The 16109-nt window shown below is 59.6% G+C and carries 16 protein-coding genes; 10 read left to right on the top strand and 6 right to left on the bottom strand.

Annotation, left to right across the window (positions count from 1 at the left end):
* Window positions 1-10: 10 nt before the first annotated feature.
* The 3 genes from ACTJJ6_RS03625 to ACTJJ6_RS03615 form a co-directional block, all read right to left on the bottom strand.
* Window positions 11-1792, bottom strand: coding sequence for a GMC family oxidoreductase (locus ACTJJ6_RS03625; protein WP_004931432.1), 1782 nt, complete (start codon window positions 1790-1792; stop codon window positions 11-13).
* A 2-nt stretch (window positions 1793-1794) separates the two neighbouring features.
* The gene (locus ACTJJ6_RS03620; protein ID WP_033640515.1) at window positions 1795-2520 is read right to left on the bottom strand and encodes a gluconate 2-dehydrogenase subunit 3 family protein; all 726 of its coding nucleotides are present in this window, start codon (window positions 2518-2520) and stop codon (window positions 1795-1797) included.
* 307 nt (window positions 2521-2827) lie between these two features.
* Window positions 2828-3493 (bottom strand): transglycosylase SLT domain-containing protein, encoded by a 666-nt coding sequence (locus ACTJJ6_RS03615; RefSeq protein WP_004931439.1) that lies wholly within the window; start codon window positions 3491-3493, stop codon window positions 2828-2830.
* A 109-nt stretch (window positions 3494-3602) separates the two neighbouring features.
* On the opposite strand from ACTJJ6_RS03615, the gene ghoS reads away from it, so the two are divergent.
* The 6 genes from ghoS (at window position 3603) to ACTJJ6_RS03585 (ending at window position 8685) form a co-directional block, all read left to right on the top strand.
* Complete coding sequence (gene ghoS / locus ACTJJ6_RS03610; protein ID WP_016927977.1) at window positions 3603-3902, top strand: type V toxin-antitoxin system endoribonuclease antitoxin GhoS; 300 nt, start codon at window positions 3603-3605, stop codon at window positions 3900-3902.
* Window positions 3903-4033: 131 nt separating this feature from the next.
* Complete coding sequence (locus ACTJJ6_RS03605; RefSeq protein ID WP_049300233.1) at window positions 4034-4978, top strand: metal ABC transporter substrate-binding protein; 945 nt, start codon at window positions 4034-4036, stop codon at window positions 4976-4978.
* Window positions 4975-5865: a manganese/iron ABC transporter ATP-binding protein gene (locus ACTJJ6_RS03600; protein ID WP_049300232.1), complete on the top strand. Its 891-nt coding sequence runs from the start codon at window positions 4975-4977 to the stop codon at window positions 5863-5865. The genes ACTJJ6_RS03605 and ACTJJ6_RS03600 overlap by 4 nt, the downstream gene beginning before the upstream one ends.
* Window positions 5865-6725, top strand: a complete 861-nt coding sequence (gene yfeC / locus ACTJJ6_RS03595) for an iron/manganese ABC transporter permease subunit YfeC (protein ID WP_049300231.1) — start codon at window positions 5865-5867, stop codon at window positions 6723-6725. The genes ACTJJ6_RS03600 and yfeC overlap by 1 nt, the downstream gene beginning before the upstream one ends.
* Window positions 6725-7579: a metal ABC transporter permease gene (locus ACTJJ6_RS03590; protein WP_033640520.1), complete on the top strand. Its 855-nt coding sequence runs from the start codon at window positions 6725-6727 to the stop codon at window positions 7577-7579. Before yfeC ends, ACTJJ6_RS03590 begins: the two co-directional genes overlap by 1 nt.
* A 236-nt stretch (window positions 7580-7815) precedes the next feature.
* Window positions 7816-8685 (top strand): fructosamine kinase family protein, encoded by an 870-nt coding sequence (locus tag ACTJJ6_RS03585; protein ID WP_004931452.1) that lies wholly within the window; start codon window positions 7816-7818, stop codon window positions 8683-8685.
* Between the two features lie 35 nt (window positions 8686-8720).
* On the opposite strand, the gene ACTJJ6_RS03580 is transcribed toward ACTJJ6_RS03585, so the two are convergent.
* A complete protein-coding gene (locus ACTJJ6_RS03580; RefSeq protein WP_004931453.1) occupies window positions 8721-9281 on the bottom strand; it encodes a YniB family protein in 561 nt (186 codons plus the stop codon).
* A 185-nt stretch (window positions 9282-9466) separates the two neighbouring features.
* Between ACTJJ6_RS03580 and ACTJJ6_RS03575 the strand changes: the two genes are divergently transcribed.
* From ACTJJ6_RS03575 to ACTJJ6_RS03560, 4 genes are all read left to right on the top strand, one after another.
* Window positions 9467-10747 (top strand): HdeD family acid-resistance protein, encoded by a 1281-nt coding sequence (locus ACTJJ6_RS03575; RefSeq protein ID WP_143778915.1) that lies wholly within the window; start codon window positions 9467-9469, stop codon window positions 10745-10747.
* A 63-nt stretch (window positions 10748-10810) separates the two neighbouring features.
* The gene (gene hxpB, locus ACTJJ6_RS03570) at window positions 10811-11476 is read left to right on the top strand and encodes a hexitol phosphatase HxpB (protein ID WP_033640522.1); all 666 of its coding nucleotides are present in this window, start codon (window positions 10811-10813) and stop codon (window positions 11474-11476) included.
* Window positions 11477-11887: 411 nt separating this feature from the next.
* Window positions 11888-12436 (top strand): metal-dependent hydrolase, encoded by a 549-nt coding sequence (locus tag ACTJJ6_RS03565; protein WP_004931456.1) that lies wholly within the window; start codon window positions 11888-11890, stop codon window positions 12434-12436.
* Between the two features lie 181 nt (window positions 12437-12617).
* On the top strand, window positions 12618-14009 hold the full coding sequence (locus tag ACTJJ6_RS03560) for an L-cystine transporter (protein WP_049300227.1): 1392 nt from the start codon (window positions 12618-12620) through the stop codon (window positions 14007-14009).
* A gap of 63 nt (window positions 14010-14072) precedes the next feature.
* On the opposite strand, the gene phnX is transcribed toward ACTJJ6_RS03560, so the two are convergent.
* Both phnX and phnW read right to left on the bottom strand, forming a co-directional pair.
* Window positions 14073-14882, bottom strand: a complete 810-nt coding sequence (phnX, locus tag ACTJJ6_RS03555) for a phosphonoacetaldehyde hydrolase (protein ID WP_016927987.1) — start codon at window positions 14880-14882, stop codon at window positions 14073-14075.
* A gap of 9 nt (window positions 14883-14891) precedes the next feature.
* The gene (gene phnW / locus ACTJJ6_RS03550; protein ID WP_033640525.1) at window positions 14892-15995 is read right to left on the bottom strand and encodes a 2-aminoethylphosphonate--pyruvate transaminase; all 1104 of its coding nucleotides are present in this window, start codon (window positions 15993-15995) and stop codon (window positions 14892-14894) included.
* Window positions 15996-16109 lie beyond the last annotated feature (114 nt).

The following is a 16109-nucleotide window of genomic DNA, read 5'->3' as shown; positions in this document are numbered from 1 at the left end:
TTCGCCGTCCTTATGCCTGCACCAATGGGCCTGGGTTTTTCAGATACTGCTCGCGAATGGCGCGGGCAGACCAGTAAGCCAGCGCCGCCACGGTGCCGGTCGGGTTGTAGCCCAGCCCTTGCGGGAAGGCCGATGCGCCGATCGAGAACACGTTGTGCACGTCCCAGCTCTGCAGATAGCGGTTGACCGCGCTGGTCTTCGGATCTTCCCCCATCACCGCACCGCCGTTCATGTGGGTAGTCTGGTAGCTGGTGGTGTCGAAGTGGCTGTTGGCGTTTTTCGGGCTGCCGGCGATCAGTTTCGGGTTCATCGCCTTGGCGATCGGCGCCATCTTGTCGTACATGAACTGCGCCATCTTGATGTCGTTTTCCTGCCAGTCGAACGTCATGCGCAGCAGCGGCTGGCCGAACACGTTCTTGTAGTTGGGATCGAGATCCAGATAGTTGTTGCGGTACGACTGGTGCGCGCCGTGGGCGTCCATCGAGACGTGATGGGTATAGGCATCCGCCACCGCCGCTTTCCACTTGCTGCCCCAGGCCGGGGTGCCCGGTGGGGTCGGCAGGCCGGAGATCGGCTTGGTGCCCGCCTGGTTGACCCAGAACGGCGAACCACCGACGAAGCCTTCTTTGGCGTGATCGAAGTTATCGGCGTTGAAGTCATCCACGCCCACGCCGTTGCCGCCGGCGCCGATGAACGGGTTGGTGAACACGTCTTTATCGAAGAACGCCTTGATGGTGGTCATGTTCTGGTAGGCGAAGTTGCGCCCGACCACGCCTTCGCCGGTTACCGGATCGTAAGGCTTGCCGATGCCGGACAGCAGCATCAGGTGCACGTTGTGGAACTGGAACGCGCCCAGGATCACCAGATCGGCCGGCTGTTCAATTTCGCGGCCCTGCGCATCGACGTAGTTCACGCCGGTGGCGCGGGATTTGTCGTCGGTCAGGTTGACCTTCAGCACGTTAGCGTTGGTGCGCAGCTCGAAGCGTTTCTCCATGCGCAGCGCCGGCAAGATGTTGACGTTCGGCGAGGCCTTGGAATACATGTAGCAGGCGTAGCCGCTGCAGAAACCGCAGAAGTTGCACGGGCCCATCTGCGCGCCGTACGGGTTGGTGTAAGAATCCGAGGTGTTGGCGGACGGCAGGTTGTAGGGGTGGTAACCCACCTCCAGCGCCGCTTTCTCGAACAGCTGAGCGGAGTAGGTATTTTTCTGCGCCGGCAGCGGGAAGTCGTCGGAGCGATCCGGCGCAAAGCGGTTACCGCCCTTCTGCGCCACTTTCTGCCCTTTGATGGTCCAGGCGGTGCCGGAGGTGCCGAACACTTTCTCCGCCTTGTCGAAGAACGGCTCCAGCTCGTCGTAAGTCACGCCGAAGTCCTGGATGGTCATGTCCTTCGGAATGAAGTTTTTGCCGTAACGCTCTTCATAATGGCTGCGCATGCGCAGTTCGATCGGATCGACGCGGAAATGCACGCCCGACCAGTGCAGGCCGGCGCCGCCGACGCCGGTGCCCGGTAAGAACGCCGCCAGTTGGCGGTAAGGCACCGCGGTCTGGCTGCTGTTATGGCGAATGGTGACGGTGCTTTTCGACAGATCCTGGAACAGCTTGCGCCGAATGTTATAGGTCAGCTCGTCGATCACCTGCGGGTAAGAACCGTCCGGATAGGTGTCGCGCATCGGGCCGCGCTCCAGCGCCACCACGTTGAGGCCGGCCTCGGTCAGCTCTTTGGCCATGATCGCGCCCACCCAGCCGAAGCCGACGATCACCGCGTCTACTTTTTTCATTACCGTTGCCATGGTTAGCCCCTCTCCCCACGAATCGAGACCGGCGGGAAGGGATAACGCTCCCCTCGCTCAACCCAGTCCATAAAATCGGCGCGCGCGCCCGGAAAATTAATCAGCTTCCAGCCAACCATGTCTTTGTTGCCGCCATGGATCGGATCGCTGAAGAAACCTTCACGGGTGTTTTGCAGCAGATAGGAGAAGAACAGTTTCGACGGCAGTTGCTGGAACTCCGCCTCGCCGGACTCGAACTTTTGCAGCAGGGCGTCCTGCTGCGCGCCATCCAGTTCGGCGAAGGGTTTGCCGGCGTTTTTCTTGCTGTAGGCGTCGGCGTCTGCGATGCCGAGGTTGTAGATTTGCTTGGGCACCAGCGGCAGCTGATAGCCCATTTCCTTCGGCACATCGGGGTTGAACGGCCCCTGCATGTACCAGATGGAACCGGTGGCGTACGGGGTATTCATCTGGCGATCGATAAACTCCGGCACGCCGGCTTCCAGCGCGCCGGGGCCGCGTTCGTCGGCCGGGATCAGGCGCGCGACGGCAGCCTTGATGAAGGCCCACTCTTCCGGGGTGAAAAAGGTCGGTTGGTAATCGTTCTGCGTTGAGGTGTTCGAGGCAGCGACCGCCGGTGTCGGTGCCGTCAGCGCGCCAACGCCGCTGCCACCAATTACCGCCGCAGGAATTAAGGTCATCGATTTCAACAAGAAATCGCGCCGCGAATTGTTGGTTTTATGATTCGACATGTCACATTCCATCCAAAGATAGTCACAACTATTTAACCGCAACCTTGCGATCGATACGGGTTTTTAAAATAATTTGTTACTTATTTGTATATTTATTGAAGGTCAGAATGCGCACAAAAGCAAAAATGTTACCGGTAACTTATTGAATGAACGTAAAGATTTATCTGCTAACGTAAATTTAACTTTTTGTGCGGTTTTTCCGATAAGCGGTGAGGAAATAACGAAAAATGAGAAGTGGGTCGCGCACTGGAACTGTGCCGAAAACAAAATCGGCCGCGTTAAGCGGCCGACTCGACAAAAAAGAGGATTACTGCGACATCGCCTGATAGGCGGTGGTCACCTTCCACAAATAGCGCGGCGCCTGCGGCGCCGGGTGCTTTTTCTGGATGTGCTGATAAAACTCATCCGGGCTCATCTGATTGATGCGATTGACCGCCACGCGCTTGTCCGAGGAGAAGGTCCGCAACATGGCACCCGCCCCGTTCACGTACGAAACGATAGTGGCGTAACGTAAAGTCTGTGGGTTGTTGATCCCGGCTAGCTGCTGGCTTTGAAGAATATTGATATAGGCCGTTCCCAGATCAATATTGACCGCCGGATCCTTCAGCTCACGCGAGCTGGGTTGCCCGCTTCGTCCCTTCATGCGATAGGCGTCGCGGCCGGCGGTAGAAGCCTTAAGCTGCATCAATCCCACTGCGTTCGAGGTGCTGACCACGTTCGGGTTAAACCCGGACTCCACCTGAATAATCGCTTTAATCAGCGTTTCGTCAACGCCATAGTTGCTGGCCGCCTGACGAATGTAATCGTTATAAGCAACCGGGGTGCCCGTACGGTTTACCGGTGCCTGCGGAGGGGGTTTTAACCAACCGCCGCGCGTTGTGCCACTGCCTGAAATATTGCTTGCCGTTTGCGGGTCTTTGGCGCACCCCGACAAAAGTAAAATTGCCGTAAGGCAACCTATTTTTGTTTTCACAGAATCCCTCACTCCTTTCAATGAGTTGCGTAGCATATACAACTTGTAAGGACACCTGCAGTAATTTTTTGGGCTAATCTCAAGCTATCCATATACCAAGAGGTGATTTATGAGTCAATCTGCAACAAGCTGCTTTGTGGTGACTTTTCGCTATCAGGAAGCGGGATTAACCGACCTGGCGAAGCTGACCGGGCAATTGACGCGCGAAGGTTTTGTCACGTCGGTGACAGACGAAAATGGCGTTCACCACGAACTCGGCAGCAACAGTTTTGCGTTCATAACCGTGTTGGATCAAGAGGATGTACTGCGCCTGGCGCAGGGGTTCGGGCAGTTGGCATTGGGAAAACAGCCGGAGGTGGCGATATGCAGCTGTGAGGACTACCTTCAGCGGTTACATACTGATACATAAAATGCTATAACTCCCCGGACGGTATTATTTTTTCAGTTGGAGAAATACCCCGCCGGCGGTGGGCAAGTGACGCTTGACTTCGCTTCAATTGATATTGATAATCATTTTCATTTGAACCAGGAGACGTCATCATGCCATTGATAAGTTGCGCTTTTCATCGCAGTCGCCCTTCCCGCGCTGCCGCACTGTTACGCCCTTTTACGCTCGCCTGCCTGCTGCTCGGCGCCGCCTTGGTCAGTCAAAACGCGCTGGCGGAAAAAAAGCTGCGCGTGGTGACCACCTTCACCATCATTCAGGATATCGCCCAGAACGTGGCCGGTGACGCCGCCGTGGTGGAATCCATCACCAAGCCGGGCGCCGAGATCCACGACTATCAACCGACCCCGCGCGACATCGTCAAGGCGCAGCACGCCGACCTGATCCTGTGGAACGGCATGAACCTGGAGCGCTGGTTCCAGCGTTTCTTCGAAAACATCAAGCAGGTGCCGGCGGCGGTAGTCACCGAAGGCATTACCCCGCTGCCGATCCGCGAAGGGCCCTATAACGGCAACCCGAACCCGCATGCCTGGATGTCGCCAAGCAACGCGCTGGTGTATATCGAGAACATTCGCAAGGCGCTGGTGGCGCACGATCCGGCCAATGCGGAAACCTATAACCGCAATGCCAAGGCCTACGCAGAGAAAATCGGCGCGCTGGACGCCCCGCTGCGCGAACGCCTGGCGCGCATTCCGGCCGCACAGCGTTGGCTGGTGACCAGTGAAGGCGCTTTCAGCTACCTGGCGCAGGACTATCAGTTGAAAGAGGTTTATCTGTGGCCGATCAACGCCGATGAGCAAGGCTCGCCGCAGCAGGTGCGCCGGGTGATCGACGCCGTGCGCGCCCACCATATTCCGGTGGTGTTCAGCGAGAGCACCATTTCCGACAAGCCGGCCAAGCAGGTGGCGAAAGAAACCGGCGCCAAATACGGCGGCGTGCTGTACGTAGACTCGCTGTCCACTCGCGATGGCCCAGTGCCGACCTACATCGACCTGCTCAACACCACCGTGCAAACCATCGCCAAAGGATTCGATCAATGACCCATGAACCGTTTGCCCGCCCGGAGTTGAACGTGGACGACGTCACCGTGACCTACAACAACGGACACACCGCCATTCACAACGCCAGCTTTACCCTGAGCGGCGGTTCGATCTGCGCGCTGGTCGGTGTCAACGGCAGCGGCAAATCGACGCTGTTCAAAAGCATCATGGGGCTGGTCAAACCCACCAGCGGCCGGGTTTCGCTGAGCGACAAACCGGTGGCGGACGCGCTGAAAAAGAACCTGATCGCCTACGTGCCGCAAACCGAAGACGTCGACTGGAACTTCCCGGTGCTGGTGGAAGACGTGGTGATGATGGGCCGCTACGGCAAGATGAATTTCCTGCGCATTCCGTCACGTGAGGACAGGTTGCGGGTCGACAAGGCGCTGGAGCGCGTCGGCCTCAGCGAGCTGCGCGGCCGGCAGATCGGCGAGCTGTCCGGCGGCCAGAAAAAGCGCGTGTTTCTGGCGCGCGCGTTGGCGCAACAGGGCACCGTGCTGCTGCTGGATGAGCCATTCACCGGCGTGGATGTGAAAACCGAGAATGCCATTATCGAGCTGCTTCGCGCATTGCGCGACGAGGGGCATCTGATCCTGGTCTCCACCCACAACCTCGGCAGCGTGCCGGAGTTTTGCGATCGGGTGATCCTCATCAACCGCACGGTGCTGGCCGCCGGCCCGACCGAAACCACCTTCACGCAGAGCAACCTGGAGCAGGCGTTCGGCGGCGTGCTGCGCCATATCAACCTCTCCGGTCCGGATCTGCACGACGACAACGATCCGCGTACCGTTACGGTGTTGACCGACGATGAACGCCCGGCGGTGTTCTACGGCCACACCAAGAGCGATCCGCCGGCCAACAGCCAGGCCAGGGAGAAACAATCCTGATGCTGGACCTTCTGCTGCAACCTTTCAGTTATAACTACATGGTGAAAGCCATCTGGGTCAGCGCCATCGTCGGCGCCGCCTGCGCGTTCCTGTCCGCCTATCTGATGCTGAAAGGGTGGTCGCTGATGGGCGATGCGCTGTCGCACTCGGTGGTGCCCGGCGTGGCCGGCGCCTATGCCCTCGGCCTGCCCTACGCCGCCGGCGCCTTCTTCACCGGCATGCTGGCGGCGCTGGCGATGACGCTGGTGCGCCACATCACCCGGCTGCGCGAAGACGCTATCATCGGCTTTATCTTCTCCACCTTCTTCGCCGTCGGCCTGCTGATCGTGTCGCTCAACCCCACCTCGGTCAACGTACAGTCGATCATCTTCGGCAATATTCTCGGCATCGCCGACGAAGACGTGCTGCAGGTGGAAATCATCATCGGCGTTTCGCTGCTGATCCTGTGCCTGGTGTGGAAAGACCTGCTGGCAGTATTCTTTGACGAAAGCCACGCGGTGTCGATCGGCCTGTCGCCGCTAAAGCTGAAGATCCTGTTCTTCACCCTGCTCAGCGCCTGCACCGTCGCCGCGCTGCAAACCGTCGGCGCCATTCTGGTGATCGCCATGGTGATCACCCCGGGCGCCACCGCCTACCTGCTGACCGACCGCTTCAGCCGGTTGGTGATCATCGCCATCATCATCGGCGCATTGACCAGCGGCGTCGGCGCCTATCTGAGTTTCTTCCTCGACGGCGCCACCGGCGGTGTGATCGTCACCCTGCAAACGCTGGTGTTCCTGGCGGCGTTCTTCTTCGCGCCGAAACACGGCCTGCTGGCGGCAAAACGTCGCGTGGCGCATTCGCAAACCGGAGGCCGCTGATGGACACGCTCTACCAACTGCTCAGCGAACCCTTCGCCTACCCGTTCATGCAGCGAGCGATCGTCGCCGCCATCGTTACCGGCGTGGTGTGCGCCGTGCTCTCCTGCTATCTGGTGCTCAAAGGCTGGTCGCTGATGGGCGATGCCATCTCGCACGCGGTGCTGCCCGGCATCGTAGTGGCGTTCGTGGTCGGCATTCCGCTGGCGATCGGCGCCTTCCTTTCCGGCATCTTCTGCGCGGTGGCCACCGGCTACCTGAAAGAGAACAGCCGGGTGAAAGAAGACACTGTGATGGGCATCGTTTTCTCCGGCATGTTCGCCTTCGGCCTGGTGCTGTTCTCGCGCATCGACACCGACCAGCACCTGAGCCACATTCTGTTCGGCAACATGCTGGGCATCACCGACGGCGAGCTGAAGCAAACCCTGCTGATTGCCGGCATCACCCTCGCGGTGGTGTTGCTCAAGCGCAAAGACTTCATGCTGTACTGTTTCGACCCGCACCACGCCCGGGTGATTGGCCTGCCGGTCAAGCTGCTGCACTACGGGCTGCTGTGCCTGCTGGCGATGACCATCGTCGCCTCGCTGCAGGCCGTAGGGGTGATTTTGGTGATCGCCATGCTGATCGCCCCCGGCATCATCGCCTTTATGCTGTGCCGCCGGTTTGATCGCATGCTGATGGCGGCGACGGTGGTGTCGGTGTTCTCCTGCGTGCTCGGCACCCTGATCAGCTTCCACATCGACGGCGCCACCGGGCCCTGCATCGTCATCGTGCAGGCCGTGCTGTTCGTTGTCGCCTTGTTGTACAGCAAGCTGCGTCCGTTACAGGGTAACAAAAACGCCCCGATGGGCAGTTAAACGCCCCTCTGATGCGGCGGGGTTCCCCGCCGCATCCTATCTTTCCCTCGCTTATCCGTTGTCATCAAGTTGCAACCGGTATTGCGCTTAAATTAATCAATAGGGTATATACTTTGAGCTGGCGAGCCGTTGAAAAAATCGCCGCCTTTGACGCCGGCTGTGCGCCGCGTCGTGTTTTCACCACGGGAAAGACGCTAACCTAATGAATTATCAGGCAGCACAGAGGGGGAGATACCATGTGGCAAGCCGTTAGCCGTCTGTTAAGTGAACATCTTGGCAGCGCAGAGATACGCGAAAGGATTGAACTGCCCGGGGGCGACATTCACCCGGCGTGGCGCGTGAGTTACGGTGATAACGAGGTGTTCGTGAAATGCGACGCCCGGGAACAACTGCCGATATTCACCGCCGAAGCCGATCAGCTGGCGTTGCTGGCGCGCAGCAAAAGCGTGCGGGTGCCGGAAGTGTACGGCGTCGGCAGCGATCGCGACTACAGCTTCCTGCTGCTGGAGTATCAGCAGCTGAAACCCCTCGATGCTCACGGCGCCTACTGCCTGGGCCAGCAGCTGGCGCATTTGCACCAGTGGAGCGAGCAACCGCAGTTCGGTCTCGACTTCGACAGCGATCTGACCACCACCCCGCAACCCAACGCCTGGCAGCGCCGCTGGTCGGAATTCTTCGCCGAGCAGCGCATCGGCTGGCAGCTGCAACTGGCCGCGGAGAAAGGCATGACCTTCGGCGATATCGACGACATTGTCGATCGGGTGTATCTGCGCTTGCAGCACCACCAGCCGCAACCGTCCCTGTTGCACGGCAACCTGTGGCCGGGCAACTGCGCGATGACCGCCCACGGGCCGATTCTGTTCGACCCGGCCAGTTACTGGGGCGATCGAGAGTGCGATTTGGCGATGCTGCCGCTGTATCCGGAGCTGCCGCCGCAGATCTACGACGGCTATCAGAGCGTGTGGCCTCTGGGGGCCGGGTTTATCGAGCGCCAGCCGCTGTATCAGCTGTACTACCTGCTCAACCGCAGCAACCTGTTCGGCGGCCAGCATCTGGTGGCTGCACAACGCGCGGTGGAGGCGCTGTTGCAGCCGGAGGCGTCATAACGTTCCGGGGCGCCGAGCGGCGCCCCGTTGATGGCTCAGGCCGCGCCGGCCAATTGCCCTAACAAGCGGATCACGAACCAGGCGATCACCGCAATCACGATCGGCAGGATGTACAGCGGGAAGTACTGCAGGAAGATGGTGTGGTGCGGCAGCGTGATACGCTCCTCCAACTGCTGGCGCGTGTGCCCTTCGCTGCCCTTGGCCTGCTCCAGGATCATCTGATCTTCCAGCCCTTCGCGAATGAACTTGACCTGACGTGACATGCGCGCGCCGGAAGCCTGCAAGGCCAGCCCGACGAAGATCAATATATAGATGATGATGAACATCAAATTGGCGCCGCTGAACAGGCTTTTATCCACGTCAGGCACCGGCGAGTTGTACCAGAAAAGGTTCAGGAACGGCGTATTGAAACGCACCATATCCACCATCACGTGGACAAAATCCAGCATCACTGCGTTGATGCCTTTGGTTTTTTCACTGTGCTGATAGATAAAGCCCAGCACGGAAATCAGCGTCGACAGCAACGCCGGGATAAAAACCACCCATCCGAGAATGCGTTTCAAAATGGCGATACGCCCGGCCTGTTGATACGTCATGTGTTCCCCTTGTTAGCGACGTAACCGAATCGGCTAAGTCTACCTGCAGTTGGCGAAACTCGCCCACCGTTTTCTTCATTCCCGCTGTGCTACAAGCTTAGCCGAATTAGTCGAAATCAAAAACTTAACCGCGCCGGCACACTATCATTGAAGAGATAACGTTATCCATTCGGGCAGAGGCCGCCATGATTCGACTGATTATCTTATTGCTGGGCGCGCAGGCGCTGCATGGCCAGCGCCGCCTGCTGGTGCTGTTCGGTTGGCTGTGGATAGCCGCAGGGGCGCTGATGCTGTTCGACATACTGCAGGATGGCCGGTCGGTGCTGGCGCTGGATGCGCTGGCGGTCATCCTGGCGCTGGAGGGGTTGGTGGCGGTATCCGCCGCGCTGGTGATCGGCTCTTCGGCCAGCAGGCCGGTGCTGCTGAAAGGATTGGGTTTTGTCTTTATGGCTTTTTTAATGCTGGACGTGCCCGCAGACGATAACATCGTCGCCACCGTGGTGTTTGGCAGTGCACTGCTGCTTGACGGCGCCGTGCGCATCGCCTCCTCCACGGTGATTCAGCACAGTCGATGGAAAGGCGTGGCGCTGGCGGGCGGCGGCGAGATCCTGCTTTCATTGATGATTTTTGTCGGCTGGCCGGCGCCGCATCGGATGACGGTGCCCTTTTGCCTCGGCGTGATGATGGTGCTTTCCGGCTGGGCCTTATTGCGTATCGCCCGCAGACTGACAAACTTCTCTCTGAATCAGCACCCCGCGCGGCAGCCACCGCCCCCGGAGGATGAGACTGCGCCGCTCACGGTGTATGTCTGGACACCGATTGGTGCGGCTAAAGATCCGCGCCGGCGTTACATCGTCGACCGATACATCGCGGCGGTCGACGGCGGCGGCAATATCTCCACCGGTCACGCCGCCCTGGCGCTCGCGCCGGATGTGTATATCAGTCACTACCCGCTCAACGACATCAGCCATTCCGTTCAAGATTTCCGCCAGTTGTTGCATGCCGGCGATCAAAACAACGTCGATGGGCGCTTTCTGCCCGACCTGCCGGGCGAGATCGCCAGTTGGTGCCCACCGGACAAGAAAATTCAGTTCTATCGCTATAACCCGGCGGCGCTGCGCGCATTCTGGCTGCGTTATCGGCAGGACGCCACCTACAACCTGACTCGGCGCAACTGCTCCACCACGGTCATCGGCGCGCTCGACAGCGCGTTGGAAGGCGTGCTGGGCGATAAACATCTGTGGCGCCGTTTTCTGCTGCTGGTGCTGGATCCCAACCTGTGGATGCTGGCGGTACTGCGCAGCCGTGGCGAAAGCATGACCTGGACGCCAGGCTTGGTGCTGGACTATGCGCGCATGTTGCAACAGGTTACCGAGCGCCAGCACCAACGTTGGTGGCTAAAGCTGCGCGAAATGTGGACTATCCTTCGCTTTGGCAAAAGCCACGCGCGCAGGCAAAGATTTTAGTCTCGCCGCCGGCGATGATAGAGTGTCGGCACATTCACCCGCGCCGACAGGAGTTAACCGCTAATGGCTTATTCGCAACGCATTGAAACCGCAATTTTTGATATGGACGGCTTGTTGATCGACTCGGAACCGCTGTGGCTGCAGGCCGAGCTGGATATCTTCGGTGCGCTGGGTTTGGATCTGTCCGATCGTCACAAGCTGCCGGACACGCTGGGGCTGCGCATCGATCTGGTGGTGAAGATGTGGTACCAGGCGATGCCGTGGCAAGGGGTTTCGCTCGATGAGGTGTCGGCGCGGATTATCGAGCGCGCCATCGAGCTGGTGCACGAGACGCGCCCGCTGCTGCCGGGCGTCCAGCAGGCGCTGGAGCTGTGCCGCAGTCAGGGGCTGAACATCGGTCTCGCCTCCGCCTCGCCGCTGCACATGCAACGGCAGGTGCTGAAGATGTTCGATCTTGAAGGTTACTTCGATCAGCTGGTTTCCGCCGAATACCTGCCGTACAGCAAACCGCACCCCGAGGTCTACCTGATCGCCGCCGAACGCTTGGGCAGCGATCCGTTGCGCTGCATCACGCTGGAAGACTCCTTTAACGGCATGATCGCCACCAAGGCCGCGCGCATGCGTTCCATCGTCATCCCGGCGGCCGAATACCGTCACGATCCGCGCTGGGCGCTGGCAGACCACAAGCTGGAGACCCTGGAACAGCTCACTGCCGCTCACTTTGCCTGACCAGCGGCGCCGGCCGCCGGCGCCCTGCGTTTGCCGCCCTGCGCCATAAAAGGGATCCGTACTGCAAAATAAACAAAACAGCGTTTCATTATTATTGAATTAGCATGTTGTTATTATTATGCTGGGCGGCAGGAAAGCGACGGTCCGCGGAGCGTTGTCACTGCCACGCAGCGCTGTTCAGGGCCGCCGCTTCCTCCCGCCTACCGTCCTTTTTTCTCATCTTAATGCATCGCCCATTGCCCGCTTTTTATTCTCGCCCGTCAAAATCGATGATTTGTTACGCATTACCGTAACAAGCCGTTGTAAAACAGGGAAAAATAAACAATTGGTTACAGGGTAACTGCTTCCACTACTGGGAATTTTCCCATATACTGGATAAATTAACAGTTTACCAGCCGGAATCGCAACAGCATGACCGCGGAAGGACACCTTATATTCTCTGTCGCTTGCGCGATCTTCGCCAAGAAGGCGGAAGTGACGCCAGAGCTGGCTACCGGCGACTGGTGGCACATCATACCCGCCGCGCTGCTGACCTCGCTGCTGCCGGACATCGATCACCCCAAGTCGGTGCTGGGCCAGCGCCTGCGCTGGATCGCCTTGCCCATCGCCCGCGCCTTCGGCCACCGAGGTTTCACCCACAGCCTGCTGGCGATCGCCGGCGGCATGGCGCTGTTCCAGCTGGACGTGCCGCGCAGTTGGCCGATCCCGGCCGACGCGCTGCACGCCATGATCATCGGTTACTTCAGCCATCTGCTGGCCGATATGCTCACCCCCGCCGGCGTGCCGCTGCTGTGGCCATGCCGCTGGCGTTTTCGCCTGCCGCTGCTCAACTCGCAAAAAGGCAACCAGCTGGAGCGGGTGCTGTGTCTGTGCCTGGTGGCGTTTGCCATCTGCTGGCAAGGTGATTTCACCCTGCCGGTGCAATCCTATGTCGAGCAAATCAGAAATATCAGACTCTGATCACAAAAAAACGCTTAACCCATCACCTTGATGTATATAAAACGAACAAAAACACACAAAAAGCTATATCAAATTCCATTTGGATATAAGTGGGCCACTCGGCAAACTGTTACGATATTTACATCGCGACATACGTGATGCGTTGTCGTTTTTATAAGAAAGATTATTGGAGACATTGGGGATGAATCTTCCGCTCGTGATTAACGTGCTGGTGTTTGTCGCGCTCCTTTTGCTGCTGGCGCAAACCCGCCACAAGCAATGGAGCCTGGCGAAAAAAGTGCTGGTCGGCCTGGTGGTCGGCGTGGTGTTCGGCCTGGGCCTGCAGCTGGTGTACGGCTCCGACAACCCGGTACTGAAAGAATCCATCAGCTGGTTCAACATCGTCGGCAACGGCTATGTACAACTGCTGCAAATGATCGTCATGCCGCTGGTGTTCGCCTCGATCCTGAGCGCGGTGGCCAAGCTGCATAACGCCTCTTCTCTGGGCAAAATCAGCGTCCTGACTATCGGCACGCTGCTGTTCACCACGCTGATCTCGGCGCTGGTGGGCGTGCTGGTCACCAACCTGTTCGGCCTGACCGCCGAAGGCCTGGTGCAGGGCGCGCAGGAAAGCGCGCGTCTGACGGCGATCCAGACCAACTACGTGGGTAAACTGGCCGATCTGACCGTGCCGCAGATGGTGCTGTCGTTCATCCCGAAAAACCCGTTCGCCGATCTGACCGGCGCCAGCCCGACGTCTATCATTAGCGTGGTGATTTTCGCCACCTTCCTCGGCGTGGCGTCGCTGCAGCTGCTGAAAGACGACAAGCCGAAAGGCGAACGCGTGCTGGTGGCTATCGACACCCTGCAGGCCTGGGTAATGAAGCTGGTGCGTCTGGTCATGAAGCTGACGCCGTATGGCGTGCTGGCGCTGATGACCAAAGTGGTCGCCGGTTCCAACATTCACGACATCGTCAAGCTCGGCAGCTTCGTGGTGGCCTCCTACATCGGCCTGGCCATCATGTTCGTGGTACATGCCATCCTGCTGGCCTTCACCGGCGTGAACCCGATGAAGTTCTTCCGCAAGGTGTGGCCGGTGATTACCTTCGCCTTCACCAGCCGCTCCAGCGCCGCCAGCATTCCATTGAACGTGGAAGCGCAGACCCGTCGTCTGGGCGTGCCGGAATCCATCGCCAGCTTCTCGGCGTCGTTCGGCGCCACCATTGGCCAGAACGGCTGTGCGGGCCTCTACCCGGCGATGCTGGCGGTGATGGTTGCGCCGACCGTCGGCATCAACCCGCTGGATCCGGTGTGGATCGCCACCCTGGTCGGCATCGTCACCCTCAGCTCCGCCGGTGTGGCGGGCGTGGGCGGCGGCGCCACCTTCGCCGCGCTGATCGTGCTGCCGGCGATGGGCCTGCCGGTGACGCTGGTCGCGCTGCTGATCTCGGTCGAACCGTTGATCGACATGGGCCGCACCGCGCTGAATGTCAACGGCTCCATGGCGGCAGGCACCATCACCAGCCAGCTGATGAAGCAAACCGACAAAGCCGTGATGGACAGCGAAGACGAAGTCGAACTGGCGCACCGCTAACGCCGTCTCAGAACAAAAAAACCGGGGATTATCCCCGGTTTTTTTATGCCCCGCGTTCGGTCGTTACGGCCGCTCGCCGTTCGCCAGCCGCCGGTTGATATCGGCGATCACATCCGGTAATTGCGCCAGCGTGTCTATCACATAATGCGCGCCCGCCGCGTACAGCTTATCGGCCGCCGCCGTGCGGCGCTGCGCTATTTCCCCTGCCGCCATTTGACGGTACTCCGACCAGGTAGCGCCGAACTCGTTGCCGGACAGCGCCAGCCCGACGCTCCACATCCCGGCGTTCAGCCCTTCGGCAATGCCCGGCACCGCGTCATCCACCTTCACGCAGTGCGCCACCGCATCGATGCCCAGCGCGATCGCGTTCTGCAACGCCATCCACGGCCCCGGCCGCCCGCCGGCCGCGAGATCGTCAGTGGCGACCCAGTAATCCGGCGCGTAACCGCGCTGCGCGGCGGCCGGCGCCAGCACCTCCATCACCGCGCGTGGATAACCGGAGCAGGAGCCGATTTTAATGCCCTGTTCGCGCAGCCCGGCAATCACCTGCGGCACGCCCTCAATGGGATCGGCGAAGTCGATCACTTTGGCGATTTGCAGCGGCATAAACGCCTGATACAGCGCGTCGATGTCTTGATGGCTCATCGAGCGGCCCAGCTTCTGTCGCCAGCGCGCGTCGATCGCCGGCAGTTTGCCCAGCGCCTCGATGTGCTGCCATTTGCCGAGGCCCATCGGAATGCGCGCTTCCGCCAGGCTAATGTCGATATCGAAGGTGTGTTTGAACGCCTCGACGAAAATCTGCGTCGGCGCAAAGGAACCAAAGTCCACCGTGGTGCCGGCCCAGTCGAGGATCACTGCGTTGATCTGTTTCATGGTCAATCCTTATTGATTCCAGTACATCGCCTGCCCGACGGCCGCCAGCAAACGTTCGATATCCTGCGGATAAATTTCCCCGATGTTGCCGATGCGGAAGCAGTCGCTCTGCGACACTTTGCCGGGATAAATCACGAAACCTTGCTGCTTCAGGCGCTGATAAAACTCGGCGAAGCGGTAAGTGTCGGCCTTCGGCGAATAGAACGCGGTGATGATCGGCGAATGCAGCGCATCGTCCAGCAGGGTTTCAAAGCCCAGCTCGCGCATGCCCGCCACCAGCCGACGCTGATTAGTCTGATAGCGGTGGTGGCGCGCGGCAATGCCGCCCTCTTGTTCCAGCTCTTTCAGCGCCTGCGCGAAGGCCAGCACGGTGTGGGTCGGCGACGTAAAGCGCCATTTGCCGGCCTGATCCTCCATACAGCGCCACTGGGCATACAGATCCAGCGACAGCGAGCGTGAACGGCCGGCGCATTTCTCCAGCTCGCTGCGGCGGGCGATGACAAAAGCGAAGCCCGGCACGCCTTGAATGCATTTGTTGGCGGAGCTGATCAGAAAATCGATGCCCAGCGCGTCCACATCCAACGGGATGCCGCCAAAGCTGCTCATGGCGTCGACGATAAAGGTCTTGCCGTTGCGCGCCGCCAGACCGGCAACCTTCTGCAGCGGGTTGAGCATGCCGGTGGTGGTTTCACAGTGCACCATGGCGATATGGCTGATGCGCGCATCGCTTTTCAGCACCGCCTCCATCGCCGTCACATCCGGTTCATTCACCTCACCGCAGTCGAAAGCGTGGTGGTCGATATCCATCAGCCGCGCCATTTCGATCATCCGCGCCCCGTAGGCGCCGTTGTTGACGATCAGCAGCTTGTCCTGCGGGCCGATGACCGTGCCCAGCACGCCCTCTACCGCGAAGCTGCCGCTGCCTTGCAGCAGCACCGAGGTATAACCGGCAGACGGCGTCGCCAGCGCCACCAACCGTTGGCGAATGCGCTGTACCACGCCGAGGTTGTAATCTTCATCCCAGGTGCAGCTGTCATACAGCATCGCCTCTTTCACCGTTTTCGACGTGGTCAACGGGCCGGGGGTCAACAGCAGGTAGTTACGATCGGACATGTTATTCACCTGTTGGTCTATACCAGATTGCGCACATTGTGGCGGCAAGTTCCTGCCCCGGTCAAACGACAAAGCGCGGTGAAACAAAAAATTCATCTGGCTATGTATAATAAG

It is taken from the genome of Serratia sp. 22278 (genome assembly GCF_052045405.1).
In the GTDB taxonomy this organism is placed as follows: domain Bacteria; phylum Pseudomonadota; class Gammaproteobacteria; order Enterobacterales; family Enterobacteriaceae; genus Serratia; species Serratia marcescens.
Note: the sequence above shows the minus strand (reverse complement) of the source record. Positions and strands in the feature narration are given on the sequence as shown.